Source organism: Paraburkholderia sp. AV2 (assembly GCF_054968425.1).
Window position 1 is genome coordinate 1 of sequence record NZ_JBANLK010000062.1, and the last position, 23,501, is coordinate 23,501.

Sequence of the window (23,501 nt, forward strand, 5' to 3'; positions counted from 1 at the left end):
CCCCCCCCGCGGCCCCCCCCCCCCGCCGCCCCGCCCCCCCCCCCCCCCCCCGCCCCCGCCCCCCCCCCCGCCCCCCCCCCCCCCCCGCCCCCGGCGTCGCGTGGCGACGCTCAGCGTTTCGCGTCCGGCGCCGTGGCCAGCTCATGCAGTTCGTACAGCAGATCGAGTGCCTCGCGCGGGCGCAGCTCGTTCGGATCGAGCGCGCGCAGCCGTTCGGCAACGAGTGCCGCGCCCGGATCCTGCGCGGCAGGCGCGTCTTCGGCCTCGAGCGGCGCATCGTCGGCGAGCGCCGCCGCGAAGAGGTCCAACTGCGGTGTAGGTTGTCCCGCCGAAAGCTGCTCCAGATAGACGAGATGCTTGCGCGCCGCGCGAATCACCGGCGCAGGCACACCCGCGAGCTGGGCAACCTGCAGGCCATAACTCTGGTTGGCCGGGCCCTCCTGCACGGCGTGGAGGAACACGATGCCATGCCCGTGCTCGACCGCGGAGAGATGCACGTTTGCCGCCTGCGCGAATTCCGCGGGCAGTTGGGTGAGCTCGAAATAGTGCGTCGCGAAGAGCGTGTGGCAACCGTTGCCCGCAAGCAGGTGGCGCGCGATGGCCCAAGCGAGCGCAAGACCGTCGAAGGTCGAGGTGCCGCGCCCGATCTCGTCCATCAGCACGAGGCTGTGCGGGGTGGCGTCGTTGAGGATTGCCGCCGCTTCGGTCATCTCGACCATGAAGGTCGAGCGGCCGCCCGCGAGGTCGTCGGCGGCACCGATACGCGTGAAGATGCGGTCGATCGGGCCGAAACACGCCTGCTTCGCGGGCACGTAGCTGCCCACGTAGGCGATCAGCGCGATCAGCGCGGTCTGCCGCATGAAGGTCGATTTACCGCCCATGTTCGGGCCGGTGATGAGGAGCAGCTTGCGGTCGGCCCCGAGTACGCAGTCATTGGCGATGAACTGTTCGACTTGCGCCTCGACGACCGGATGACGGCCCTGTTCGATCTCGATGCCGGGCTCCGGCGAGAAGGCGGGCGCACACCAGTCCAGTGCGCGGGCGCGTTCCGCGAACGCGGCAAGCACGTCGAGTTCGGCGAGCGCCGCGGCCACGCGCTGGCAGTCGGGAATGAACGGCAGCAGCGACTGCAGCAGCGCGTCGTAGAGCGCGCGCTCGCGCGAGAGCGCGCGTTCCTGGGCGGAAAGCGCCTTGTCCTCGAAGGTCTTCAGCTCGGGCGTGATATAGCGTTCGGCGTTCTTGAGCGTCTGGCGCCGGCGATAGTCGTCGGGCACCTTGTCGGTCTGGCCGCGCGTGACCTCGATATAGAAGCCATGCACCTTGTTGTACTCGACACGCAGATTGCCGATGCCCGTGCGGGCGCGCTCGCGTATTTCGAGATCGAGCAGGAACTGGCCGCAGTTCTCCGACAGGTCGCGCAGCTCGTCGAGCTCGGCGTCGTAGCCGCGTGCGATCACGCCGCCATCGCGCACCATGGCGGCCGGTTCCGGTGCAACCGCGCGTTGCAGCAGGTCCGCACACGCGGCCGGCGGTTCCAGTGCCAGGGCGATGCGCGCGAGCGACGGCGCGGCGCTCGCGCCGCCGGCGGCCGCCGCCACTTGGTCGCGCAGAGTGGGCAACGCAGCGAACGTGTCCCGCAGGCTCGACAGGTCGCGTGGGCGCGCCGAAAGCAGCGCGAGGCGTCCGGTGATGCGCTCGACGTCGGCGATCTGGCGCAAGCTCGCGCGCAGATCGTCGACGCCGGCGGGTGGCGGGGCTTCGAGCAGCGCGCCGACGGCCTGCTGGCGCATCTGGGCGATCGACGCATCGCGCGGAGGATGATGGAGCCAGTGGCGCAGGAGGCGACTGCCCATCGCCGTGCTGCAGGTATCGAGCAGAGAGCAGAGCGTGGGCGACTCGGTGCCGCGCAGCGTTTCGGTGAGTTCGAGGTTGCGGCGCGTGGCCGGATCGAGGCCGATGTACTCCGACTCGACTTCCACCTTCAGGCTGCGCACGTGGCGCAGTTGTTGGCCTTGCGTGGCCGCCGCGTAGAGCAGCAGCGCGCCCGCGGCGCCGCATGCGCTTGTGAGCGCCTGCGCGCCGAAGCCGTCGAGACTCGCTACGTCGAGCTGGTCGCACAAGCGCTGCTTGCCCGAGGCGACGTCGAAATGCCAGGCCGGCACACGCGTGCGCGCGCCCGAATTCGACCCGGCCGTCGACCCGGACGCCGCGGGCGGCGCCCATCCCGCCGATTCCGCAGGTAGTTCGGCGACGAGGATTTCCGCGGGGCGGATCCGCTCGAAGGCGGCGGCGACCTGCTCGGGCGCGATTTCCGCGAGGCGCAGTGCGCCGCTCGCGAGATTGAGCCAGGCGAGACCGACGTTGACCGTCGCGCCGCGCCGGTTATGGCCGGGACAGACGGCCATCAGATAAACGTCGTTCTTGTCGGAGAGCAGGGCCGCGTCGGTCAGCGTGCCGGGCGTGACGACACGCACGACTTTGCGCTCGACGGGCCCCTTCGACGTGGCCGGATCGCCGATCTGCTCGCAGATCGCCACCGATTCGCCGAGCTTTACGAGCTTGGCGAGATACTGCTCCACGGCATGGTGCGGCACGCCGGCCATCTTGATCGGATTGCCGGCCGAGGCGCCGCGCTGTGTGAGCGTGAGGTCGAGCAGCCGCGAGGCTTTTTCGGCGTCTTCGAAGAAGAGCTCGTAGAAGTCGCCCATCCGGTAGAACACGAGCGTGCCCGGATGGTCGGCTTTAATGCTGAGGTATTGGCGCATCATCGGCGTGTGCTGTGCGATGTCGCCTTCGGTATGTGTAGCCATCCTCGAAAATCTTGCTTAGGGTTCAGGGCGTGAGTTTAACCCGCGCGGCCCGCATGTAAAGCTGGCCGAACGGCCGGTGCGGACGGCCGGCGCCCGGTAAGGGCGACGCGCAAAGTGGATCTGCGCGCTCATTCGTCCACGAGCGCGCGCAGATCCACTTTGCGCGCATTGGCGGCGCTTCGCCGCATGGCGAGCCCGATCATCGCGGCGATGAAGGTGCCGAACACGACGATGATCCACTGCGCCGGCATCTTTGCCGTTAGCAGCAGCGCATAGGCGCCCAGCATCAGCAGCACGGCGAGGTTCTGGTTGAAATTCTGCACCGCGATCGAGTGGCCCGCGGAAAGGAGCGTCGCCCCCCGGTGCTGCAGCAGCGCGTTCATCGGCACGATGAAAAAGCCGGCGAGCGTGCCGAGCAGCACCATCAGCGGGTACGCGAAGAGCAGATAGAAGGGCAGCACGAAGCGGCCGATCCGCAGGCCCTCGCCCGGCGGGAAGAGCCCCTTGCTGTAGAACGCCATGCCGACCGCCACGGCGCCGCACAGCACGCCCACGGGCAGCACCCGCAGCGACGCGCGCAGCGATACCCACGCGGCGGCGGCGCCCGCGCCGAGCGCGATGCCGAGGCCGGTCACGCCCTGCATGACGGCGGCTTTCGAGAGCGAGAGGCCGAGGTTGACGTCGGCCCACTTGAGCACGAGCAGTTGCAGCGTGACGGCGGCGCCCCACATGAGCGTCGTGACCCAGAGCGCAATCTGCGCGAGCTTGTCGGCCCAGAGCACGTTGAAGCAGTTCACGAAATCGGTGACGAGGCGCCGGGGTTCCTTCAGGCGGTTTGCGTAGCGCGCGCCGGTGTCGGGAATGTCGAAGTTGATGAGGGCGGCAATGGCGTAAGTGAGCATCACCGCGAACATCGCGAGATCCGCCGACGAGTGGATCAGCGGCAGCGCATGGTGTGCGACGAAGCGATCGGCGTACGTGCTGACGAGCGCGCCGCCCAGCATCGTGCCGACGATGGTGGAGAGCACGGTTGCCGATTCGAGCCAGGCATTCGCCGCGATGAGCTTCTCGGGCGGCAGCAGCTCGGTCAGGATTCCATACTTTGCGGGCGAGTAGGCCGCCGCGCCGAAGCCGACCACGCCATAGGCGATCATCGGGTGCACGCCCGCGATCATCAGCAGACAGCCGCATGCCTTGAGCGCGTTGGAGACGAACATGACGTGGCGTTTTTGCAGGGCGTCGGCGAACGCGCCGACGAAGGGCGCGAGCACCACATAGGACACCGTGAAGAAGATCTGCAGGAGCGGCGTCACCCAGGCGGGCGATGCGATCACCGTGAGCAGCGCGATCGCCGCGATCAACAGCGCGTTGTCGGCGAGCGACGAAACGAACTGCGCTGCGATGATCGTGTAGAAGCCCTTTTTCATCGGATGCGATCGCGGTGGCTGATTTGCAAAAAGCGGGGCAACAGGCAGGACAAAAGGCGCGGCAAAACAAAAAAGCGGCCGAAGCCGCTCGACCGCGCCTGGCCGCAAACGGGCCGCACGCGTCCGGATTCCTTAAGCCGCGTTGACGCGAGTGTACTTCGAAAGGATCGGCACCATCTGCGCGTACACCTTCGGATTGCCCGCGACCACTTCGCCGACGTGCAGGAAATCCGAGTCGCCCGTGTAGTTGCCGATCAGGCCGCCCGCTTCGGTCACGATCAGGCCGCCCGCCGCCACGTCCCACGGATTGAGGCCCTGCTCGAAGAAGCCGTCCATGCGGCCCGCGGCGACGTTCGCCAGATCGAGCGCCGCCGCGCCCGGACGGCGCAGGCCCGTGCAGGCGCGCGTCATTTCGGCGAAGAGATCGGTGTAGCGTTCGAGGCCGTCTTTTTCGCGGAACGGGAAGCCCGTGCCGATCAGCGAATCGGCCAGCCGGTCGCGGCGGCCCACGCGGATGCGGCGGTCGTTCAGAAACGCACCGCGGCCGCGCGAGGCGGTGAAGAGATCGTTGCGGGTCGGGTCGTAGACCACCGCCTGCGTGACGACGCCCTTGTGCGCGAGCGCGATCGACACGCAGTAGTACTGGAAGCCGTGGATGAAGTTCGTGGTGCCGTCGAGCGGATCGATGATCCACTGGTATTCGGATTCGTTCTCCGAGCGGCCCGATTCTTCGGCGAGGATGGCGTGATCGGGGTAGGCGGTTTTCAGCGTGTCGATGATTGCCGCTTCCGATGCCTTGTCGACCTCCGTGACGAAATCGTTGTGCTGCTTCTTCGAGACCTGCACGAGGTCGAGATCGAGCGACGCGCGGTTGATGATCTGTCCGGCGCGGCGCGCGGCCTTGACAGCGATGTTGAGCATGGGATGCATGGGCCTGGATCCTTTTTATCCGGCGCGTTCGTACGAGGCGCGACGAGCCGGACGGCAGAAGATAAAAGCGTCTGACGATGGACAGGGCGCCTGAGGTGCGAACCTGTCCCGCCAACGGAGACGAATTGAATAAGAGCGGGGCGCGGCCTGCCGGCGCGAGACAACCGGGGCGCAACCGCGCGCGAATCCCCGCATTTTACCCGAGTCCGGGTCGTTGTTGCTGGCGGCTTGCGAATGTGGCGGTACGAATGTGGCTGTGCTGCGGGGCGGTACCGGGCCGCAGCACGGCGCGCACTACGTGCTTCGGCTTTCCCGCGCTAACATACGTGCTTCACTTTGCTGTCGTTCGAGATTCATCTTGGTGCACCCCGATCCTCACGCCGCCACCGGCGAAGCTCACGAACCGCTACGCGGCGGTTTCACGTCCACCCGTTTCGTGCTCGTCGAGCCGAGCCATCCCGGCAACGTCGGCGCGGCGGCGCGCGCGCTCAAGACCATGGGCTTCTCGCGGCTCGTGCTGGTGGCGCCGCGGGTGCCGCAGGTGCAGCGCGACCCCGAGGCCGTCGCCATGGCGAGCGGCGCCGACGACGTGCTTGCCGCGGCCCACATCGTGCCGACGCTGGCCGACGCGCTGGCGGGCACGCAGTGGTCGCTCGCGCTCACGGCGCGCACGCGCGAATACGGGCCGCCGCCCGGCGCGCCGCGCGAGGCGGTGCGCGATGCCTGCCGCCAGGTGTCGGCGCACGGCGATATCGCGCTCGTGTTCGGCAACGAGCGCACGGGCTTGTCGAACGATGACGTCGAGCGGTGCAGCGCGCTTGCGCATATTCCCGCGAATCCCGCCTACAGTTCGCTCAATCTGGCGCAGGCCGTCCAGGTGCTCGCGTACGAATTGCGTCTCGCCTATCTCTCCGGAGCCGAAGCAATGGCTCCGCCACCGTCCCTGAGCGCGGTTCCGGCTGCTTCGCCGCTTGCCACGAGCGACGACATCGAACGTATGTACGTCCACCTCGAGCACGCGCTGGTCACGCTCGGCTTTCTCGATCCGGCGAACCCGAAGAAGCTGATGTCGCGGCTGCGGCGGCTCTTCGCACGCTCGGGGCTGGAGCGCGAGGAGGTCAATATCGTGCGCGGCATCGCCAAGCACATCCTGCTGCTGAAGGGGAAGGGCGGCGGCAATACGCCGTGAGCCGGGCCGCCGGCCGACCTTTACGCCATAGGGGTCATCCCGGCGCGCCGCACGTTGTCGCCTAGAATCGACTGCACATCATAAGCAAATCAGCGTACGTGCCAAGCGTGTCCGTGCGTTGCCGCGCGCGGCGCCTGCATCGTGCCGTTTTCCCGCAGTTCCCCCAATAACAGCGTGACCGCCATGTTCAAGAGACTACGCGAAGACATCGCCACGATCCGCGAGCGCGACCCCGCCGCCCGCAGTGCGTGGGAGGTGCTGACCTGCTATCCGGGCCTGCATGCGCTCGTGCTGCATCGCATCGCGCACGCGTGCTGGCTCGCGAAGCGCCGCTGGCTCGCGCGCTACCTCTCGCAGGTCGCACGCTTTCTGACCGGTATCGAGATCCATCCGGGCGCGACGCTCGGCCGGCGCGTCTTCATCGACCATGGCATGGGCGTTGTGATCGGCGAAACCGCCGAAGTCGGCGACGACTGCACGATCTACCAGGGCGTGACACTGGGCGGCACGTCGCTCACGCGCGGTGCGAAACGTCATCCGACACTTGGGCCGGGCGTGATCGTCGGTGCGGGGGCGAAGGTGCTGGGCGGCTTTACGGTGGGCGCGCAGGCGAAAATCGGCTCGAACGCCGTGGTCGTGAAGCCGGTGCCGGCAGGCGCGACGGCGGTCGGCAACCCGGCGCGCATCGTGGCGCCCGCCAGGACTGCACAGCCGCAGGCAAAGGAAAAGTCGGCGCGCGAGGCGTTCTGCGCCTACGGCATCTCGCCGAATGCGGACGATCCGGTCTCGCTCGCGATTCACGGGCTGATCGATCACGCGGCGAAGCAGACGCTGCGCGTCGACGCGATCGTCGATGCGCTCGAGCGTCTCGGCACGCGCCTCGAAGCGCTGCATGGCGCCGACGCGGCGTTGCTCGATCTGCGGCGCCTGTCGGCGAGCCTCGAGGGTGAGGCGGCCGCGCGCGATGCCGTGAACCCGGATCGGGCCGAGGCGGAGCAGGCGCGCATCCAGGCCTGAGCGAGCGTGAGCGGTCGAAGGACCGCTCAGCCGTGCGGCATCATCCTGAAGCCTTCTGCGTCGACACGCAGGTAGCCGCCGCGCGGCTTGCCGTGATCGAGGTCCCAGTCGGGCAACACCCAGCGTACGCCGCCCGGCTCCTGGTGCCGCGCGGGGCGGTGCGTATGGCCGTGAATGATCGTGCCGGCGCGGCTGCGCCTGAAGAGCGCGGCGACGCCGCGCGCCGTCACGTCGTAGCGCGGCGAGACAGGGCGCTCGCGGCCTTGCTCGCTCTTCCTGCGCATGTTCTCGGCGAGCGCGCGCCGCCACCGGAACGGCCACGCGAGAAAGAGCCATTGCACGAAGGTATTGCGTGCGAATCGGCGAAAGACCTGGTAGCCGCGATCTTCGGTGCACAGCCCGTCGCCGTGCGCGAGCGCGATGCGCGTGCCGAACGCCGTGATTGCGATGGGGTCGGGCAGCCAGATCGCGCCCGCCGCTTTCATGAAGCGCTTGCCCATCAGGAAGTCGCGGTTGCCGTGCATGATGTAGAGCGCGATGCCGCGCTCGGAAAGCGTATGCATCAGTGCGGTCATGCGGGCGACGAAGGGATCGGCGAGCATGTCGTCGCCGATCCAGTATTCGAAGAGGTCGCCGAGTATGAACACCGAGTCCGCCTGGTCGGCGGTGACGCGGATGAAATGCTCGAACGCGGCGACCGTGCGCGGGATGGCCTCGCTCAGATGCAGGTCGGAGATGAACAGAAACGGGCGCGCCGCGTGAGGGCGTTTGCCCTCGCCGGGCACGCCCGCGGCGGCGTGTCGAAGTGCCTTTTCCTGCAGCATGAACGAGGCGTGCGCCTGGTGACGTGATGAGTGACGTTATTCGACGACGACGGCCTTCTCGATCACGACGTCGTCCATCGGCACGTCCTGATGGAAGCCCTTCGAACCGGTGCGGACCTTCTTGATCTTGTCCACGACGTCGAGGCCTTCGACGACCTTGCCGAACACGGCGTAGCCCCAGCCTTGCGGCGTCGGCGACGTGTGGTTCAGGAAGTCGTTGTCGGCGACGTTGATGAAGAACTGGGCGCTTGCCGAGTGCGGGTCGTTGGTACGGGCCATCGCGATCGAGCCGCGCTCGTTCTTCAGGCCGTTGTTCGCCTCGTTTTCGATGGTGGCGTCGGTGGGTTTTTGCTTCATGCCGGCTTCGAAGCCGCCGCCCTGGATCATGAAGCCGTCGATCACGCGGTGGAAGACGGTGCCGTCATAGTGGCCTTTGTTCACGTACTCGAGAAAGTTCGCGACGGTCTTGGGCGCTTTCTCGGCGTCGAGTTCGAGCTTGATGACGCCGTGGTTCGTATGCAGTTCGACCATGATGGAATCCTTTGCTGTGGCAGGGGGTGAAAGGACGGCGCGGCACCGTCACGATGCGGGGGTCATGCCCCTCGCGTGTCACGGTGCCGCGCCGCGCGACGATGGGAGGTTTACTTGCCGACGACAGTCGCCGACTCGATCACGATTTCCTTCTGCGGCACGTCGGACATCGGGCCGCGCGAGGTAGTGGGGGTCGCTTCGATCTTCTTCACGACGTCCATGCCCTGGACGACCTTGCCGAACACCGCGTAGCCGTTGCCGTCCGGATTCGGATAGTCGAGGCCCGCGTTATCCACGGTGTTGATGAAGAACTGCGCCGTCGCCGAATCGGGGTCGCTCGTGCGCGCCATCGCGATCGTGCCGGTCACGTTCTTCAGACCGTTCCTGCTTTCGAGCGCGATCGGCGCGCGCGTGGGCTTCTCGACGTAGCTTGCCGTGTAGCCGCCGCCCTGGATCATGAAGCCGGGGATCACGCGGTGGAAGATCGTGCCGCTGTACTGGCCGGACTTCACGTACTGGAGGAAGTTGTCGACGGTCTTGGGTGCCTTCTCCGGATACAGCTCGACGCGGAAGTCGCCCTCGCTGGTCTTGAAGAGCACCTGCGGATGCGCGGCGGCGGAAGCCGATTGCGCAAAGGCGGGCGCGTTCGCGATCAGGGCGGCGCTGCCGAGCGCCAACATCAACCATTTCATGAGTATCCTCGGAGTAGCGAAAACAAGCGGAGAAACGTCGTGCGCCGCGCCGCCGTGTGTCGGGCCGCGCGGCACGGCTTACTGCGACGGCGCCACGAACGGCGGCATCGCGAGCGACCCGGACGGGCCGCCAAACTGGAATGAGGGATTGCTCAGCACAGGCGAGGTGGCGATCGCCGTGCTTGCGGCAACGGGTGCTTCGGCTTGTGCCTTTTTCGGCGTGGCGGGCGGCGAGACGATCTTCTGGAGATCGGCGAGGCGTTGCTGGGTCGCGCCGCTCGCGTGACCGAGCGCGGTTGCGCGCCGGTATGACGCGTCGGCAAGACGCAGATACAGATCGCCCAGGTTCTCCCATGCGAGGCCGTAGGACGGGTTCGCTTTCACGGCCGTTTCGAGCGCGGCACGCGCGTCCTCGTAGCGGCCCTCCTTTGCATAGAGCGCCGCGAGATTGTTATAGGGCTCGGGCAGTTCGGGATAGGTCTGCGTCAGTTCGGTGAACGCCTCGATCGCCTCCTGGTCGCGGTTCAGGCGCGCGAGGATCGTGGCGCGCTTGAACTTCGCCTGCACGTCGCGCGGGTTTGTCTTGATGCGCGCGTCGAGTGCGTCGAGCGCGGCCGCCCAGTTGTGCTGCGCGATGGCCGTGTCCGCCTGGGGGGTATTGTCGACTGCCGCGGGGGGCGCTGCGACAGCGTTGCGCGCGCCGCCAAGGACGAGCGCCGCGCTCGCGAGAGCCGCTGCGGCAAGGGTCGCAGCGCGGGGCGCGCGGCCGCTGGAAGGTTTCATAGGGTGAGGTCGCGGTGTTATACTCCGAGCCATTCTAACAAAAGGTCTGTGCGTTTTCGTCGTGCGCCCGTTCCGGCAGGTTCTTGCAGAATCCTGCGTCCTGGCGAATGCCGGGTGAGCCGCGTAAGATGCCAGGCTTTCATCGCCACTCGTGGTCTCCGCCTGTCTCGTATGAGTGAAGCGGTGCGACGCACCTCCCGGTCGCGCTCGCTGCCGTCGCGGATTTTCTTCGACCCACGTATCCTCGTCTTTATGGAAGCACTGCGCATCTACAACACGCTCGCGCGTGACAAGCAAGTTTTCGTGCCGCTTCAGCCCGGCGTCGTACGCATGTACGTCTGCGGCATGACGGTGTACGACTATTGTCACGTCGGCCATGCGCGTGCGATGGTGGTGTTCGACATTGTGCAGCGCTGGCTGCGCGCGCTCGGCTACAACGTGACTTACGTGCGCAACATTACCGACATCGACGACAAGATCATCCGTCGCGCGGTGGAGAACGGCGAGACCATCAAGGCGCTTACCGACCGTTTCATCGACGCGCTGCATGAGGACGCGGACGCGCTCGGTGTCGTGCGTCCCGACCATGAGCCGCGCGCGACGCAATACATCCCGCAGATGCTCGACATGATCGGTAAGCTTGAGCGCAACGGTTACGCGTATCAGGGCGCGGACGGCGACGTGAACTACGCCGTGCGCAAATTCGCCAGCTACGGTGCGCTGTCCGGCAAGTCGATCGAAGATCTGCGCGCGGGCGAGCGTGTGGCGGCCAACGATGCCAAGCAGGATCCGCTTGACTTCGTGCTCTGGAAACAGGCCAAGCCGGAAGAGCCGGCGGACACGGGCTGGGAATCGAAATACGGACGCGGCCGTCCGGGCTGGCACATCGAATGCTCGGCCATGGGCTGCGCGCTGCTCGGCGAGCATTTCGACATTCACGGCGGCGGACAGGACCTGCAGTTTCCGCACCACGAGAACGAAATTGCGCAGAGCGAAGCGGCGACGGGCCAGAAGTACGTCAACTACTGGATGCACAACGGCTTCGTGAATATCGACAACGAGAAGATGTCGAAGTCGCTCGGCAACTTTTTCACGATCCGCGAAGTGCTCGCGAAGTACGATGCGGAAGTCGTGCGTTTTTTCATGGCGCGCGCGCATTATCGTTCGCCGCTGAACTACAGCGACGTGCACCTCGACGATGCACGCAACGCACTCACGCGCCTTTACACGGCGCTCAAGGATGCGACGCCCGATACGGGCGAACTCGACTGGAGCGAGCCGTACGCGCAGCGTTTCCACGCGGCGATGAACGATGACTTCAATACGCCGGTGGCGATTGCCGTGCTGTTCGAACTGGCGACCGAAGTGAACCGCACGCGCGACGCCGTGCTCGCGCGCCAACTGCAAAAGCTCGCGCGCGTGATCGGGCTGCTCGTGCGCGAGCCGCGCGCGTTTCTGCAGCAGGGTGCGGGCGGACAGGATGCCGATGCGATCGACGCCGCTGCTATCGAAGCGAAGATTGCGGCGCGCGTGGCGGCCAAGCAGGCCAGGCAGTATGCGGAGGCGGACCGGATCCGGGCCGAACTGCTCGAGGCCGGTATCGCACTCGAAGACAAACCGGGCGGATTGACCGAGTGGCGCCGCGTTTGAGCGGCTAGTTCAAACCACTGATCGATTCGCGAGGCAGGAGGCAGGATGGCAATGGCCACGAAGACGCAGGCCAGGCGGTCTGCGTCGCTAACGGGCGAGGCAGCGAAGCGCGCCATGCGCGGCACCGGTGCCGCCAAGGCCGCAGGCGCGGCCAACGCAGCAAAGGATGGGCTCGACGGCAAGACGGCGCCGGCGAGAAAGGCAGCCGCAAAAGGCTCGACGGGCGTTGCGCGAGGCACGTCTAACGGCACGGCCAGGCCGGCTTCGAAGCCCGCGGGCGTGAAGTCGGCGCGCATGAAGGCCAATGGCGTGAACGTCGCGCTCGACGCGCAGGCCTTGCACGCGGTGCCGGCCGTGCAACCCGACGGCGTGGCCACGCGCGATTTGCCTGACACGGCAGCGGCAACCGCCGCCGCGGCCGGTGCGCATCCCTTCGACGTGCAGCGTCCCGATTACTGGGATCGCGCCTGCGCCGATCTCGTCAAGCGCGACCGCATACTCAAGAAACTGATTCCGAAGTTCGGCCCGGTGCATTTGCTGAGCCGCGACGATCCGTTCGTCACGCTCGCGCGCTCGGTGGTCGGCCAGCAGGTTTCCACGGCCGCGGCGCAGGCGCTATGGCGGCGAGTCGAGGAGGCCTGCCCCAGGCTCGTGCCGCAGCAGTTCCTCAAGCTCGGCCACGAGAAACTTGCCGCATGCGGGCTCTCGAAGCGCAAGACGGAATACATTCTCGATCTCGCGCAGCACTTCGTCTCAGGCGCGCTGCACGTCGGCAAATGGACCTCGATGGACGACGAGGCCGTGATTGCGGAGCTCACGCAGATTCGCGGCATCGGCCGCTGGACCGCGGAGATGTTCCTGATCTTCAACCTCGCGCGTCCGAACGTCCTGCCGCTCGACGACCTCGGCCTGATCCGCGCGATCAGCGTCAACTACTTCAGCGGCGAACCGGTCACGCGCAGCGAAGCGCGCGAAGTCGCGGCCAACTGGGAGCCGTGGCGTACGGTCGCAACATGGTACATGTGGCGCAGCCTCGAGCCGGCCTGACCGGCTCGCGCAGCCCGATCTCCAGAAATTGACCAAGAATTTAACTATCGCTGGTTTTTAATCGATAGTTCAGAGCCAGCTTTGACGCCGGCAGTCGCGGTTAGAATACGCGCTGCCGGCAAGTCCAAGGATTCCACCACATGAAAACCACGTTTCTGGATTTCGAACAGCCGATCGCTGAACTCGAAGCGAAGATCGAAGAATTGCGCTTCGTTCAGGACGATTCGGCCGTCGATATTTCGGAAGAGATCGACCGGCTCTCGAAGAAGAGCCAGCAACTGACGAAGGATCTGTACGCGAACCTGAGCCCGTGGCAGGTCTCGCAGATCGCGCGCCATCCGCAGCGCCCCTACACGCTCGACTACGTTCACGAGCTCTTCACCGATTTTCACGAGCTGCACGGCGACCGCGCGTTCGCGGACGACCTGTCGATCGTCGGCGGTCTCGCGCGTTTCAACGGCCAGGCCTGCATGGTGATCGGCCAGCAGAAAGGTCGCGATACGAAGGAGCGCGCCGCGCGCAACTTCGGCATGCCGCGTCCCGAAGGCTATCGCAAGGCCGAGCGCCTGATGCGCCTTGCCGAGAAGTTCGGTCTGCCGATCTTCACGTTCGTCGACACGCCGGGTGCGTATCCGGGCATCGGCGCGGAAGAGCGGGGCCAGTCGGAGGCGATCGGCCGCAATCTCTACGTGATGGCCGAACTGAAGACGCCGATCATCACGACGATCATCGGCGAAGGCGGCTCGGGCGGCGCGCTTGCGATCGCCGTGGCCGATACCGTGCTCATGCTGCAGTTCTCGACCTATTCGGTGATCTCGCCGGAAGGTTGTGCCGCGATTCTGTGGAAGAGCGGAGCGAAGGCGCCCGAAGCCGCGGAAGCCCTCGGACTCACCGCGCATCGCCTGAAGGCGCTGGGCCTGATCGACAAGATCGTCAACGAGCCGCTGGGCGGCGCGCATCGCGATCCGAAGGGCATGGCCGCGCTGCTGCGCCGCGCGCTTGCCGATTCGCTTCGCCAGTTCCAGGGCATGAGCGTCGCCGACCTGAAGGAGCGCCGCTACGAGCGCTTGATGGCCTACGGCAAGTTCAAGGAAACGACGCCGGGCGCGTAAGCCTGGTGTCGTCCCGCCGGCGCGCGAGCGCCCTCAAGGCCGTGACCACCCAATCCCCATCCGACGCCGGGCGCATCGTACTCGATGCGCTCGGCGTCGCGCTTTCCACGCTCCCCGGCCAGAGCCGCATCGCGATTGCGTACAGCGGCGGGCTCGACTCGTCGGTGCTGCTCGACGCCGCCGTGCAAACGGTGGGGGCGGCACGCTGCGTCGCGCTGCATGTCCATCACGGCCTGAGCCCGAACGCCGACGCGTGGCTCCTGCACGGCGCGGCGACGGCACACGCGCTCGGCGTGACATTCGACGCGCGCCGCGTGGACGTGGCGCGTGACGATGCCGCCGGCGTGGAGGCTGCTGCGCGCGAGGCGCGCTACCGTGCGTTGGACGAGATGTGCGCGGTGCACGGCGTCCACGCGTTGTGGCTCGCGCAGCACGCCGACGACCAGGCCGAAACCGTGCTGCTGCAATTGCTGCGCGGTGCGGGACTCGCGGGACTCGCGGCGATGGCGCCGGTATGGGCACAAGCAGCAGGAGTGCCGCGCATGCGGCCGTTGCTGCATCTGTTGCGTGCGCAACTCGAGCAGTATGCGAACGCCCGAGGCCTTCGCTGGATCGACGACGAATCCAATGCCGATACGCGCTACGCGCGCAATGCCTTGCGTCGCGATGTGATGCCGGCGCTGAGCGCGCATTTCCCCGGCTTTCGCGACACGCTGATGCGCACGGCGGCGCATGCGGCTTCGGCCCAGCGGCTGCTCGACGAGCTCGCACAGATCGACCTGGCCGCGATCGCGACGGGCGACGAGCGCAGGTCGCTCGCGCATGATGGGCTTGTCGCGCTCGACGACGAACGCGCGCTGAACGTCATGCGCTACTGGATGCGAACGCTCGGCTTGCCGGCGGCTTCGTCGGCACGTCTGGCAGACGCCTTGCGCCAGTTGCGCGAGATTGTGCGAGACGGGAGCGAGCGGGGCGACCATGGGCTGCGCCTCGATCACGCGGGTTGGCGGCTGCGCTGTTATCGCGGAGCGATCTTCTGGGAGCGGGCGCGCGAGCCCGAAGTGCCGCGCGCGCCGCACGACGCGGTGGAATTGCTGTGGCGCGGCGAGGAAATCTGGCGCTTGCCGCAATGGCGCGGCACCTTCGTCTTCGCCCGCGCCGACGCGAACGATCCCGATGCGGTGCCCGAGGTATTGCTGGCCGCTAAACGGCTCGTCGCGCGCGAACGCTCGGGTGGCGAGCGCTTGCGCGACGCGGCGGCGGGCGTCAGCCGCACACTCAAGCATATGTTCCAGGCGCGCGGTGTTCCTGCGTGGGAGCGGGATGTCCCGTTGCTGTTTAGCGGCGAGACGCTGCTGTTCGTTCCGCACGTTGGCGTGAATCGCGCGGCGTTTCCCGACTGGGACGCGATGGCGGCCCGGGATCATCAGGAAGGGTGGCGCCGCATCGAATGGCGCGAGGATCTTTTGATGGCGTGACGGCCCCCTGACGGCCCCCTATGTGCCGCCCCTATTTAAAGCGGAGCCCGGAGATGACTCGAATAAAAAGGGTTTCATCATTGTGACCAGGCGCCGCAAATCCTTGCTGCACAAGCCTTTTTCGCTCGCGATCCCCCAATTTCGGCTTGTAATTTTGGCCTCGATCGGGTAGCGTACTCGGTTTGTCCAGCCCGCTCTTTCGCGTGCATGGGCATCGTCAAAAGCGGTGCCAGGAGCGCGGTGTGCCGAAAGCCACAAGCGCACAAGCAGCCCATCTGGCGGCACGCGGGCAAGTGAAGCGTAGTCCACGCGGCGCCCGTTGCGTGCCTCTTGCGCACTCACCCCCGGACAAATTCCGCGCGTGCTGCACGCGCTGCAGAGGTGCCGTCGCCGTGGCCGTGAGCCTTCCGGCGGCGCCGTCATCAGTGCGCCAGCGCGGTAACATCTCCAGTTCAGAACGACAATGGCACTCATCGTACACAAATACGGCGGCACCTCGATGGGCTCGGTCGAGCGCATCAAGAACGTTGCCAGGCGCGTTGCCAAATGGCACAAGGCCGGCCACAAGATGGTCGTCGTGCCTTCGGCAATGTCCGGCGAAACCAACCGGCTGCTCGGCCTCGCGAAAGAGATTTCGGCCCAGCCGAGCCCGCGCGAACTCGACATGATTGCGTCGACCGGCGAGCAGGTCAGCGTTGGCTTGCTGTCGATCGCGCTGCACGACGCCGGCGTCGACGCCATCAGCTATACCGGCTGGCAGGTCCCCGTGAAGACCGACAGCGCGTTCACGAAAGCGCGCATCAACGAAATCGACGGCGAGCGCGTGCTGGCCGACCTCGACGCGGGCAAGGTGGTCGTGATCACCGGCTTCCAGGGCATCGACCCGGACGGCCACATCACGACGCTCGGCCGCGGCGGTTCGGATACCTCGGCGGTTGCGGTGGCCGCAGCCCTCAAGGCCGACGAATGCCTCATCTACACGGACGTCGACGGCGTCTACACGACCGACCCGCGCGTGGTGGACGACGCGCGGCGCCTGGACCGCATCACCTTCGAAGAGATGCTGGAAATGGCCAGCCTCGGCTCGAAAGTGCTGCAGATCCGTTCGGTCGAATTCGCGGGCAAGTATCAGGTGAAGACGCGCGTGCTCTCCAGCCTGACCGACCCGATGATGGACCTCGCCGAAGAAATGAAGTCGGGCACCCTGATTACTTTTGAAGAAGACGACACCATGGAAAAAGCAGTCATCTCGGGTATCGCGTTCCAGCGCGACGAGGCCCGCATTGCCGTGATGGGCGTGCCCGACAAGCCGGGCATCGCGTATCAGATCCTCGGCCCGGTGGCGGACTCGAACATCGATGTCGACATGATCATCCAGAACCAGAGCGTGGCCGGCAAGACCGACTTCACGTTCACGGTGCCGCGCGGCGATTATCAGCGCGCCATGGACGTCCTCAACAACCAGGTGAAGGGTCACGTGAGCGCTGAGCAGGTGCTGGGCGACCCGAAGGTGTCGAAGGTTTCCGTGGTGGGTGTGGGCATGCGTTCGCACGTGGGCGTGGCGAGCAAGATGTTCCGCACGCTCTCGGAAGAGGGCATCAACATCCAGATGATTTCGACCTCCGAAATCAAGATCTCGGTGCTGATCGACGAGAAGTACATGGAACTGGCGGTGCGCGCGCTGCACAAGGCGTTCGATCTCGAACACGCGTAAAGCGTGACGGGGGCGTGACAGGTTTCGCGGGGTTCGGGGCGCCGCGCGCGACATTGGTCGCGTGCATGCGGAAAAATCTGCAAAAAGTGCGTCCCAAAAATTGACCTGGTGGCGCGAACCCGCTATTATCTTGGCTTCGTCGCGCTGCCTCCCTGGCGCGAGCGAAGGTTCGGGAGACGTGGCCGAGAGGTCGAAGGCACTCCCCTGCTAAGGGAGCATCTGGGCCAAAACCTGGATCGAGGGTTCGAATCCCTCCGTCTCCGCCAGGAGCACTTCCCGGAGCATGCCGCACCGTTTCGGGATCAGCCCCGGAAGCCCGCCACAAGCGGCTTCCGGGGTTTTTTCTTGTCCCGGACCTTCCCAACCCATACCCGTCAATCGCTTGCAAAAGTATGGGTAAAAGTATGGGTAAGAGGAAGGCACAAGCCACCAGAAATTCACGTTCCATCCACCGTCTTTCCGCGCTCGGTGTCGTCCGGCTGACAGGGCCTGGCTACTACTGTGACGGCGGCGGGCTCTATCTCCAGGTGTCGCCCTCAGGGGCGCGCTCCTGGGTCTACCGTTTCCGGCACGAAGGGCGTCTGCGCGAGATGGGTCTCGGCGGGCTGCGGCGCGTGTCGCTTGCCGATGCCCGCGAGCGCGCGCAGGGCTGCCGCAGGCAGCTTGGCAACGGCCTTGATCCTGTCGAGGAGCGGCGCCGCGAGCGGGCGCAGCGCGCCGCGCAGCGCGCGCGCACGAAGACTTTCGACGAATGCACCACGGCATACATCCGGGCCAACCGCGCGGGCTGGAAGAACGAGAAGCACGTGGCGCAGTGGGAGAGCACCCTGGCCACCTACGCATCACCGCTCATCGGGAGCCTTCCGGTGCGCGACATCGACACGGCGCACATCGTGAGCGTACTCGAGCCGATCTGGGAGGCGAAGCCCGAAACGGCGAGTCGAGTACGCGGGCGCGTCGAGGCGGTGCTGGACTGGGCGAAGGCACACCGGTATCGCGACGACGAGAATCCGGCGCGCTGGAAGGGGCACCTGGACAAGGTGCTGCCCGCGCGCACGAAGGTACGCAAGGTCCGGCATCATGCCGCGCTGCCCTACGCGGAAGTGGCCGCGTTCATGAAGGTACTCAGGGTCCAGGACGGCCTCGCGGCGCGCGCACTGGAGCTTGCGGTTCTCACGGCGGCCCGGACCAGCGAGGTCATCGGGGCAAGGCGGGGCGAGTTCGATCTCGAAGCGGGGATGTGGACGGTGCCGGCCGAACGGATGAAGGCGCAGCGTGCCCACCGGGTTCCCCTGTCAGCGGCATCACTGGACCTCGTGCGCCGGTTACTAAACGATACGGATGACGAACTGTTATTTCCGGGCGGAAAGAAAGACAGGTCGCTGTCGAACATGGCGATGCTGACCGTACTGCGCAGGATGAATTGCACCGGCCTGACGGTGCATGGCTTCCGTTCGACCTTCCGTGACTGGGCAGCCGAATGTACGACCTATCCGAACGAGATGGCGGAGATGGCGCTGGCGCACACGGTCGATGACAAGGTGGAAGCTGCGTACCGTCGTGGCGACATGTTCCAGCGGCGCCGGCAGATGATGGACGACTGGGCCACATGGTGCGAGGGCCAGGCGCAGAGGGAAAGCGCCACGGCATAGGCGCCACTGTCACCCGTCGTTGCGGTGTGCCCGGCAAGGGCGTACCGCAACGCGCATGTGCGTCTCGCCCACGGCCGGCCAGGAATGGAGGGAAGTGACATGTCAGTGTGGGACAGCCGGTACCGGTGATGATGAACTGGACGATTCGATGCCACCGTATCGCCGGCGGACAGTATGGCATCGGGGCTTCCGGCGTACCGGGGCGTGAATGCGCGTGATCATCCGGTCGCATTCCGCAGGGATGAGGGCATGACGATTGCCCGTGTGTGCAGTCAGGTGGCCCGGGTGTTGTTCCGGTCTGCCCGCCGGAGGGGGCCATCGGCCCGACCACCGCGGCATGAAAATCGACTGGCATGCCTGGCCGCCATTTAATTCGTCATCCTCCAGATATCACATCGACTGGAAAAACCGTCGTCTGCAGGCTCGTCAGGAAGTTTTCCCGCACCGTCCAGCACCATCCCGGCAACAACCGGAAAGCACCGCCAGTAAAGGGATCGCGGGATTTTTCATTGTCACGATTGGCTCGTCCATGTACCCTCCGGGTGTGATCGTCAATATGGCCTGACAGGAGGCAGCCATGGGAGCCATTCACCGTCTTTCGTCACTCGGCGTCGCACGTCTGAACAAGCCCGGCCGTTACTGCGATGGTGGTGGCCTCTACCTTCAGGTGTCGGTTGCGCGGACACGCTCGTGGGTCTACCGCTTCAGACGCAGGGGCAGACTGAGGGAGATGGGGCTGGGACCACTCGATGTCACGACGCTGGCCGAGGCACGCGAGCGTGCCTCGCGCTACCGGAAGATGGTCCTGGAAGGCCTGGACCCGATCGAGGTCAGGCGTGCAGAGCTCATGCAGCACAAGGCAATGGCCGGGCGCAGCAGGACGTTCGACGAATGCGCGAAGGCGTTCATCGAGGCTAACCGGTCGGGCTGGAAAAGCGCCAAGCACGCCGCGCAATGGGAGAACACGCTCGCCGCCTACGCTTCACCGGTCATCGGGCCTCTATTCGCGCAGGACATCGACACGGCCCTGGTCGTGCGCGTGCTCGAGCCGGTCTGGCAGCTCAAGACGGAAACGGCCAGTCGTGTGCGCGGGCGCATCGAGGCCGTGCTCGACTGGGCGACGGTGCACAGGTATCGGGAGGGCGACAACCCGGCCCGCTGGAAAGGGCATCTCGACAAGGTCTTTCCTGCACGCACGAAGGTACGTAAGGTGTGGCATCGTGCTGCGTTGCCCTACGCGGGCGCTGGTGCGTTCGTGAAGCAGCTCCGGGAGCAGAAGGGCCTGGCAGCGCGTGCGCTTGAACTCCTCATCCTGACCGCTGCCAGGACCAGCGAAGTGCTCGGGGCCACGCGTAGCGAATTCGATCTTGATGCCGCCACGTGGACCGTGCCGGCGCAACGGATGAAGGCGGACCGCGTGCACCGGATTCCGCTGTCCGAACCTGCCCGCGACCTCGTGCGCTGTCTGCTCGACGAGACTGGCGGCGAGCTGCTGTTCCCGGGCATGAAAAGAGGGAAGCCGCTGTCGAACACGGCAATGCTCGCGGTCCTTCGGCGGATGGAGCAAACCGGTATCACCGTACATGGTTTCCGGTCGACATTCCGCGACTGGGCAGCCGAGTGCACGACCTATCCGAACGAGATGGCGGAGATGGCGCTGGCGCACGCCGTGGACGACAAGGTGGAGGCCGCGTATCGACGCGGCGACATGTTCCGGCGCCGCAAGCAGATGATGGACGACTGGGCGGCATACTGTGCACGGGCCGCGTAGCCGTTTCACCTGTCACCCGCGAACGCCAGGCTTGCAGATGTTTGGTGTTGATGCAGGAGACGCGCACGCCTCATCAATGGTCCCCGTTCACATGTGCTTCGATTGATGCCGCTCACGGATCCGGAAATAGCGAAGTTTTTTCGCGAATGGGCGGGAAGAAGCAAGGATGGACTTTCTCTCGCTGCGGGATGGGAACTCATGGGAAACGATGGGACGTCCCCCGCATGGGCAGCCCGCCGAAGCGCCGCAACGATCCTCCTGAGAACGCGTTTGATACACCTGGCGGCACGCGCTAGTCTGGTCATGTCCTGTGATGTCTGGACTTCGTCGGGAGGGCCTTCACCGTGAACGAGCAGGGTGGTGATCACGCAGGTGCGAAAGCGCGCCTTATCCGTCTTCGTGAGGTGCGCACGCGGGTAGGACTCGGCGCGAGCACAGTTTATCGTTACCTCGCCGCGGGAAAATTTCCTCGGCCTGTCGACATTGGGGGGGGACGCGTAGCATGGCTTGAAAGCGAGGTCGACGCATGGATCGCAAGCCGCCCGGAAGTTGGCGGTCGCGGTCGGCAGTAGCTGTCTGCTCATCCTGGCCGGGCCAGGGTCTTCCGGGGCAGACGGTGGAAGTCCTGGGGCGGTGATCGGGCCACAACGGTATGAGCATCCATGGCCGGGATTACAAGTGTGGCTCTACATGGGGAGCATTGGCATGGGCGACGGGCAGTTCCGCGAGCAGCGTTAAGAGGTCGTTATGCCGGGAAACGGTGACATGCTCTGGATCAACGGTGCTGACGGCTTGTGCTGGGTAAGCGGTTTCGAGTGGACCTTCATCGTAGCGCCTCCACGCAGGACGCCAGGAGCGAGTGCCTGGATTGCACCCACGGCCGCGCAGGCGTAGGCGGCTGAGAGATCTTTCGTGCCGAAGTGCTACGGCATCACGGCGTCGTTGTTGCCGCGGATACGCTTACGTTTGACCGAGCAGTGTGGCGCCGCGCGGCTCGTTGTTCCAGGTACCGTCGACGCGTAGACGGGCGACCATGTATGAAGGAGTGTAAGCCATACGGAATTTTGTACGCCTGATGGTGAAGGGAGAAGACTGTGGTTATTGCTGCGGGCGATGTGATTCCCCTGTCCCAGGCAAGTGCCGACCTGTCAGGGATTGCCGACCGGCCAGAGGCCGGTTTTGAAAAAATCGTCACGAAGAATGGCGAACAATACGTTGCCATCGTTGATGCCCAGAGGCTCGACTACGCTCACAAGCTGCAGCGAGCGTGCATTAGCCTGTTACTGGCCGAGGAGGCAGGTAGGGGCCTTGACGACATAGCTGCCGGCAACGTGAAAGACGCACGCAGGACGTTGTCGGCAATCAGGCGCCGACGTGTGCCGTGACAGCGTGATGCGCTGCAAGGTGTACTGCAACTTCGAGTGCGGCCTTGCATCGCCCATCAGTGACGCTGCGACGGTTGTGACCGGAACCCTGGACATGTAGCGATCCAGTTTTCGACACCCTGACCGCTTTCGAGATGACCGTGCTGTGTCGGGCGCAGTCGGGAGCCAGTCTTGGGATGGCAAGGCGAGAAATAGCCCGCCACTCGAGCGCAGACTCGGCTCAAGATTTGGGACATGATTCGTGCGCCGATACACATGATTATGTGTATCGGCGCGTGCTTTCTGACGGCGGACACCATGGCTGAAACTGTTAATTTCACGGGGTCGGTGGACCGGGAGCTTCTCAAGCGCTCGCCAAGATTCTCGCGGCGAAGTCGGACACGTCCGTTGATGCGCTGTTTAATGCCGAGCTTTGCTATCTCGTCGAGACATTCGAGGCGGCGGAGGCGAGCGGCAACCAGAACTTCCGCACCTTGCTCGATTTCTCTCTCGGCCGCATCGACGACCGTCTGGCGATGCAGGCGCTTGGTATCGACAGCGACGAAGATCTCTTCCTGTTGATGGCACAGGCGCGCCGACGCGCAGGACGTTGTCCTCCACGTGAAAGCTGTCAGCACGCGACATATGCAACGCGGATACAGGTACATCACCGGTTCATCCGCTCGCGCCTTTCAACATCACGTTAATGGTTGCACCTGCATCCGACACCCTGCCTTGTTTCGCAGTTGATCTTTCGTCTGAGAAAAACGAAAAAAGATGTGTGGAGGGCCCGGCTGCGTTTCCGTGTGATCAAGCTGCCGATAGCGCCGGAGAGTGCGAGGAGGCATTCCAGATCCCTGAACACGGTAGAAGCCGGTTCCGTCGCCACGAGACGCGCATGCTCACTCGAGGCAGGGAACATGATGGAAGAACTCAATGCATGGCGGCAGGCTGGCGCTAAACGCAGCCTCGCGACTTCCGCTCCTGGCGTCAGTCCTGACCAGCGTTCGCCACAGGCCGAGAGCGAAGTTCATCGGCTGCGCAAGCTTGTTGAATTGAAGGATCACCAGATCTGTGAGCTGCGCAAGGCGCTGGCCCATACGGCGACGGTTCACTTTTCACTGGAAGATCGTCTTCAGCGCGAACTGGACTCTCTGCGGGTCATGCTGCCCGACGACGGACCGCAGACGCAATGTGGGGTGCCGGGTGCTGATGAACCCGAGCTCGGTACCATGGTCAGATTGCCGTATATGACGAAAACGCTGTCCGTCCTGTTCGACGCCATGTATGCGTTCTGGGCTGACTGCAACGACACGAAAGCGCCCAAATCAAGCACTGTCGCACACGCGATTGACGAACGCCTGGGTTTGAGCTCACAGGCGAATGGCGAGGCGTCGCGCAGCGGTCAGGCCTACGCGTCTGCGATCAGGCCTGACTGGGTCAAGGACGCTGACAACCGTCACCATTGCCGACCGGCTGGCGTCAGGTGATGCAGGTCTGCTCCAAAGTC

21 protein-coding genes and 1 tRNA gene are annotated in these 23,501 nt (G+C 65.4%); 14 read left to right on the top strand and 8 right to left on the bottom strand.

What is annotated here, in order from left to right; translation table 11 throughout:
* Positions 1-110 precede the first annotated feature (110 nt).
* From mutS to V8683_RS27990, 3 genes are all read right to left on the bottom strand, one after another.
* On the bottom strand, positions 111-2,810 hold the full coding sequence (gene mutS / locus V8683_RS27980; protein ID WP_411189883.1) for a DNA mismatch repair protein MutS: 2,700 nt from the start codon (positions 2,808-2,810) through the stop codon (positions 111-113).
* Positions 2,811-2,938: 128 nt separating this feature from the next.
* The gene (lplT, locus tag V8683_RS27985; RefSeq protein WP_411189882.1) at positions 2,939-4,237 is read right to left on the bottom strand and encodes a lysophospholipid transporter LplT; all 1,299 of its coding nucleotides are present in this window, start codon (positions 4,235-4,237) and stop codon (positions 2,939-2,941) included.
* Positions 4,238-4,369: 132 nt separating this feature from the next.
* A complete protein-coding gene (locus V8683_RS27990) occupies positions 4,370-5,167 on the bottom strand; it encodes an inositol monophosphatase family protein (protein WP_411189881.1) in 798 nt (265 codons plus the stop codon).
* A gap of 358 nt (positions 5,168-5,525) precedes the next feature.
* Here V8683_RS27990 and V8683_RS27995 point away from each other — a divergent pair, with 358 nt between their 5' ends.
* Positions 5,526-6,356, top strand: a complete 831-nt coding sequence (locus V8683_RS27995) for an RNA methyltransferase (RefSeq protein WP_411189880.1) — start codon at positions 5,526-5,528, stop codon at positions 6,354-6,356.
* Positions 6,357-6,539: 183 nt separating this feature from the next.
* Positions 6,540-7,373: a serine O-acetyltransferase gene (gene cysE / locus V8683_RS28000; RefSeq protein WP_411189879.1), complete on the top strand. Its 834-nt coding sequence runs from the start codon at positions 6,540-6,542 to the stop codon at positions 7,371-7,373.
* A 26-nt stretch (positions 7,374-7,399) separates the two neighbouring features.
* On the opposite strand, the gene V8683_RS28005 is transcribed toward cysE, so the two are convergent.
* From V8683_RS28005 to V8683_RS28020, 4 genes are all read right to left on the bottom strand, one after another.
* Entirely contained in the window at positions 7,400-8,197 is a 798-nt protein-coding gene (locus V8683_RS28005) for a UDP-2,3-diacylglucosamine diphosphatase (RefSeq protein WP_411189878.1), read from the bottom strand.
* A 36-nt stretch (positions 8,198-8,233) separates the two neighbouring features.
* Positions 8,234-8,728 (bottom strand): peptidylprolyl isomerase, encoded by a 495-nt coding sequence (locus tag V8683_RS28010; protein ID WP_411189877.1) that lies wholly within the window; start codon positions 8,726-8,728, stop codon positions 8,234-8,236.
* Positions 8,729-8,838: 110 nt separating this feature from the next.
* On the bottom strand, positions 8,839-9,420 hold the full coding sequence (locus V8683_RS28015) for a peptidylprolyl isomerase (protein WP_411189876.1): 582 nt from the start codon (positions 9,418-9,420) through the stop codon (positions 8,839-8,841).
* Positions 9,421-9,498: 78 nt separating this feature from the next.
* Positions 9,499-10,203 carry a tetratricopeptide repeat protein gene (locus V8683_RS28020; protein WP_411189875.1) on the bottom strand — a complete coding sequence of 235 codons (705 nt, stop codon included), beginning with the start codon at positions 10,201-10,203 and terminating at the stop codon, positions 9,499-9,501.
* 252 nt (positions 10,204-10,455) lie between these two features.
* Here V8683_RS28020 and cysS point away from each other — a divergent pair, with 252 nt between their 5' ends.
* The 11 genes from cysS to V8683_RS28075 all read left to right on the top strand — a co-directional run bounded on the left by cysS (position 10,456) and on the right by V8683_RS28075 (position 22,012).
* Positions 10,456-11,853: a cysteine--tRNA ligase gene (gene cysS / locus V8683_RS28025; protein WP_411190571.1), complete on the top strand. Its 1,398-nt coding sequence runs from the start codon at positions 10,456-10,458 to the stop codon at positions 11,851-11,853.
* Between the two features lie 45 nt (positions 11,854-11,898).
* The gene (locus V8683_RS28030; RefSeq protein WP_411189874.1) at positions 11,899-12,900 is read left to right on the top strand and encodes a DNA-3-methyladenine glycosylase family protein; all 1,002 of its coding nucleotides are present in this window, start codon (positions 11,899-11,901) and stop codon (positions 12,898-12,900) included.
* Between the two features lie 140 nt (positions 12,901-13,040).
* The gene (locus V8683_RS28035) at positions 13,041-14,012 is read left to right on the top strand and encodes an acetyl-CoA carboxylase carboxyltransferase subunit alpha (RefSeq protein WP_411189873.1); all 972 of its coding nucleotides are present in this window, start codon (positions 13,041-13,043) and stop codon (positions 14,010-14,012) included.
* Positions 14,013-14,053: 41 nt separating this feature from the next.
* Positions 14,054-15,490 carry a tRNA lysidine(34) synthetase TilS gene (gene tilS / locus V8683_RS28040; protein ID WP_411189872.1) on the top strand — a complete coding sequence of 479 codons (1,437 nt, stop codon included), beginning with the start codon at positions 14,054-14,056 and terminating at the stop codon, positions 15,488-15,490.
* A 463-nt stretch (positions 15,491-15,953) separates the two neighbouring features.
* Entirely contained in the window at positions 15,954-17,204 is a 1,251-nt protein-coding gene (locus V8683_RS28045) for an aspartate kinase (RefSeq protein ID WP_411189871.1), read from the top strand.
* 172 nt (positions 17,205-17,376) lie between these two features.
* Positions 17,377-17,470 (top strand) — tRNA-Ser (locus tag V8683_RS28050).
* 138 nt (positions 17,471-17,608) lie between these two features.
* Entirely contained in the window at positions 17,609-18,856 is a 1,248-nt protein-coding gene (locus tag V8683_RS28055) for a tyrosine-type recombinase/integrase (protein WP_411189870.1), read from the top strand.
* 337 nt (positions 18,857-19,193) lie between these two features.
* Positions 19,194-19,421, top strand: a complete 228-nt coding sequence (locus V8683_RS28060) for a hypothetical protein (RefSeq protein ID WP_411189869.1) — start codon at positions 19,194-19,196, stop codon at positions 19,419-19,421.
* Positions 19,422-19,433: 12 nt separating this feature from the next.
* Complete coding sequence (locus V8683_RS28065; RefSeq protein WP_411189868.1) at positions 19,434-20,627, top strand: tyrosine-type recombinase/integrase; 1,194 nt, start codon at positions 19,434-19,436, stop codon at positions 20,625-20,627.
* Between the two features lie 344 nt (positions 20,628-20,971).
* Positions 20,972-21,199, top strand: a complete 228-nt coding sequence (locus V8683_RS28070) for a helix-turn-helix transcriptional regulator (RefSeq protein ID WP_411189867.1) — start codon at positions 20,972-20,974, stop codon at positions 21,197-21,199.
* A 522-nt stretch (positions 21,200-21,721) separates the two neighbouring features.
* Positions 21,722-22,012: a prevent-host-death protein gene (locus V8683_RS28075; RefSeq protein ID WP_411189866.1), complete on the top strand. Its 291-nt coding sequence runs from the start codon at positions 21,722-21,724 to the stop codon at positions 22,010-22,012.
* A 56-nt stretch (positions 22,013-22,068) separates the two neighbouring features.
* Here the strand turns inward: V8683_RS28075 and V8683_RS28080 are convergent, their stop codons facing one another.
* The gene (locus V8683_RS28080) at positions 22,069-22,629 is read right to left on the bottom strand and encodes a hypothetical protein (protein WP_411189865.1); all 561 of its coding nucleotides are present in this window, start codon (positions 22,627-22,629) and stop codon (positions 22,069-22,071) included.
* Between the two features lie 282 nt (positions 22,630-22,911).
* Between V8683_RS28080 and V8683_RS28085 the strand changes: the two genes are divergently transcribed.
* Positions 22,912-23,481, top strand: coding sequence for a hypothetical protein (locus tag V8683_RS28085; RefSeq protein WP_411189864.1), 570 nt, complete (start codon positions 22,912-22,914; stop codon positions 23,479-23,481).
* Positions 23,482-23,501: the final 20 nt, after the last annotated feature.

Excerpts from the sequence above, each read along its gene's own strand:
- V8683_RS28085 (WP_411189864.1), top strand. The coding sequence starts at position 22,912 with ATGATGGAAGAACTCAATGCATGGCGGCAGGCTGGCGCTAAACGCAGC.
- cysS (WP_411190571.1), top strand. The coding sequence starts at position 10,456 with ATGGAAGCACTGCGCATCTACAACACGCTCGCGCGTGACAAGCAAGTT.
- V8683_RS27990 (WP_411189881.1), bottom strand. The coding sequence starts at position 5,167 with ATGCATCCCATGCTCAACATCGCTGTCAAGGCCGCGCGCCGCGCCGGA.
- V8683_RS28030 (WP_411189874.1), top strand. The coding sequence starts at position 11,899 with ATGGCAATGGCCACGAAGACGCAGGCCAGGCGGTCTGCGTCGCTAACG.
- cysE (WP_411189879.1), top strand. The coding sequence starts at position 6,540 with ATGTTCAAGAGACTACGCGAAGACATCGCCACGATCCGCGAGCGCGAC.
- V8683_RS28055 (WP_411189870.1), top strand. The coding sequence starts at position 17,609 with ATGGGTAAGAGGAAGGCACAAGCCACCAGAAATTCACGTTCCATCCAC.
- V8683_RS28020 (WP_411189875.1), bottom strand. The coding sequence starts at position 10,203 with ATGAAACCTTCCAGCGGCCGCGCGCCCCGCGCTGCGACCCTTGCCGCA.
- V8683_RS28060 (WP_411189869.1), top strand. The coding sequence starts at position 19,194 with ATGAAAATCGACTGGCATGCCTGGCCGCCATTTAATTCGTCATCCTCC.
- V8683_RS28045 (WP_411189871.1), top strand. The coding sequence starts at position 15,954 with ATGGCACTCATCGTACACAAATACGGCGGCACCTCGATGGGCTCGGTC.
- V8683_RS28005 (WP_411189878.1), bottom strand. The coding sequence starts at position 8,197 with ATGCTGCAGGAAAAGGCACTTCGACACGCCGCCGCGGGCGTGCCCGGC.
- V8683_RS28015 (WP_411189876.1), bottom strand. The coding sequence starts at position 9,420 with ATGAAATGGTTGATGTTGGCGCTCGGCAGCGCCGCCCTGATCGCGAAC.
- V8683_RS28065 (WP_411189868.1), top strand. The coding sequence starts at position 19,434 with ATGGGAGCCATTCACCGTCTTTCGTCACTCGGCGTCGCACGTCTGAAC.
- V8683_RS28035 (WP_411189873.1), top strand. The coding sequence starts at position 13,041 with ATGAAAACCACGTTTCTGGATTTCGAACAGCCGATCGCTGAACTCGAA.
- lplT (WP_411189882.1), bottom strand. The coding sequence starts at position 4,237 with ATGAAAAAGGGCTTCTACACGATCATCGCAGCGCAGTTCGTTTCGTCG.
- mutS (WP_411189883.1), bottom strand. The coding sequence starts at position 2,810 with ATGGCTACACATACCGAAGGCGACATCGCACAGCACACGCCGATGATG.
- V8683_RS28010 (WP_411189877.1), bottom strand. The coding sequence starts at position 8,728 with ATGGTCGAACTGCATACGAACCACGGCGTCATCAAGCTCGAACTCGAC.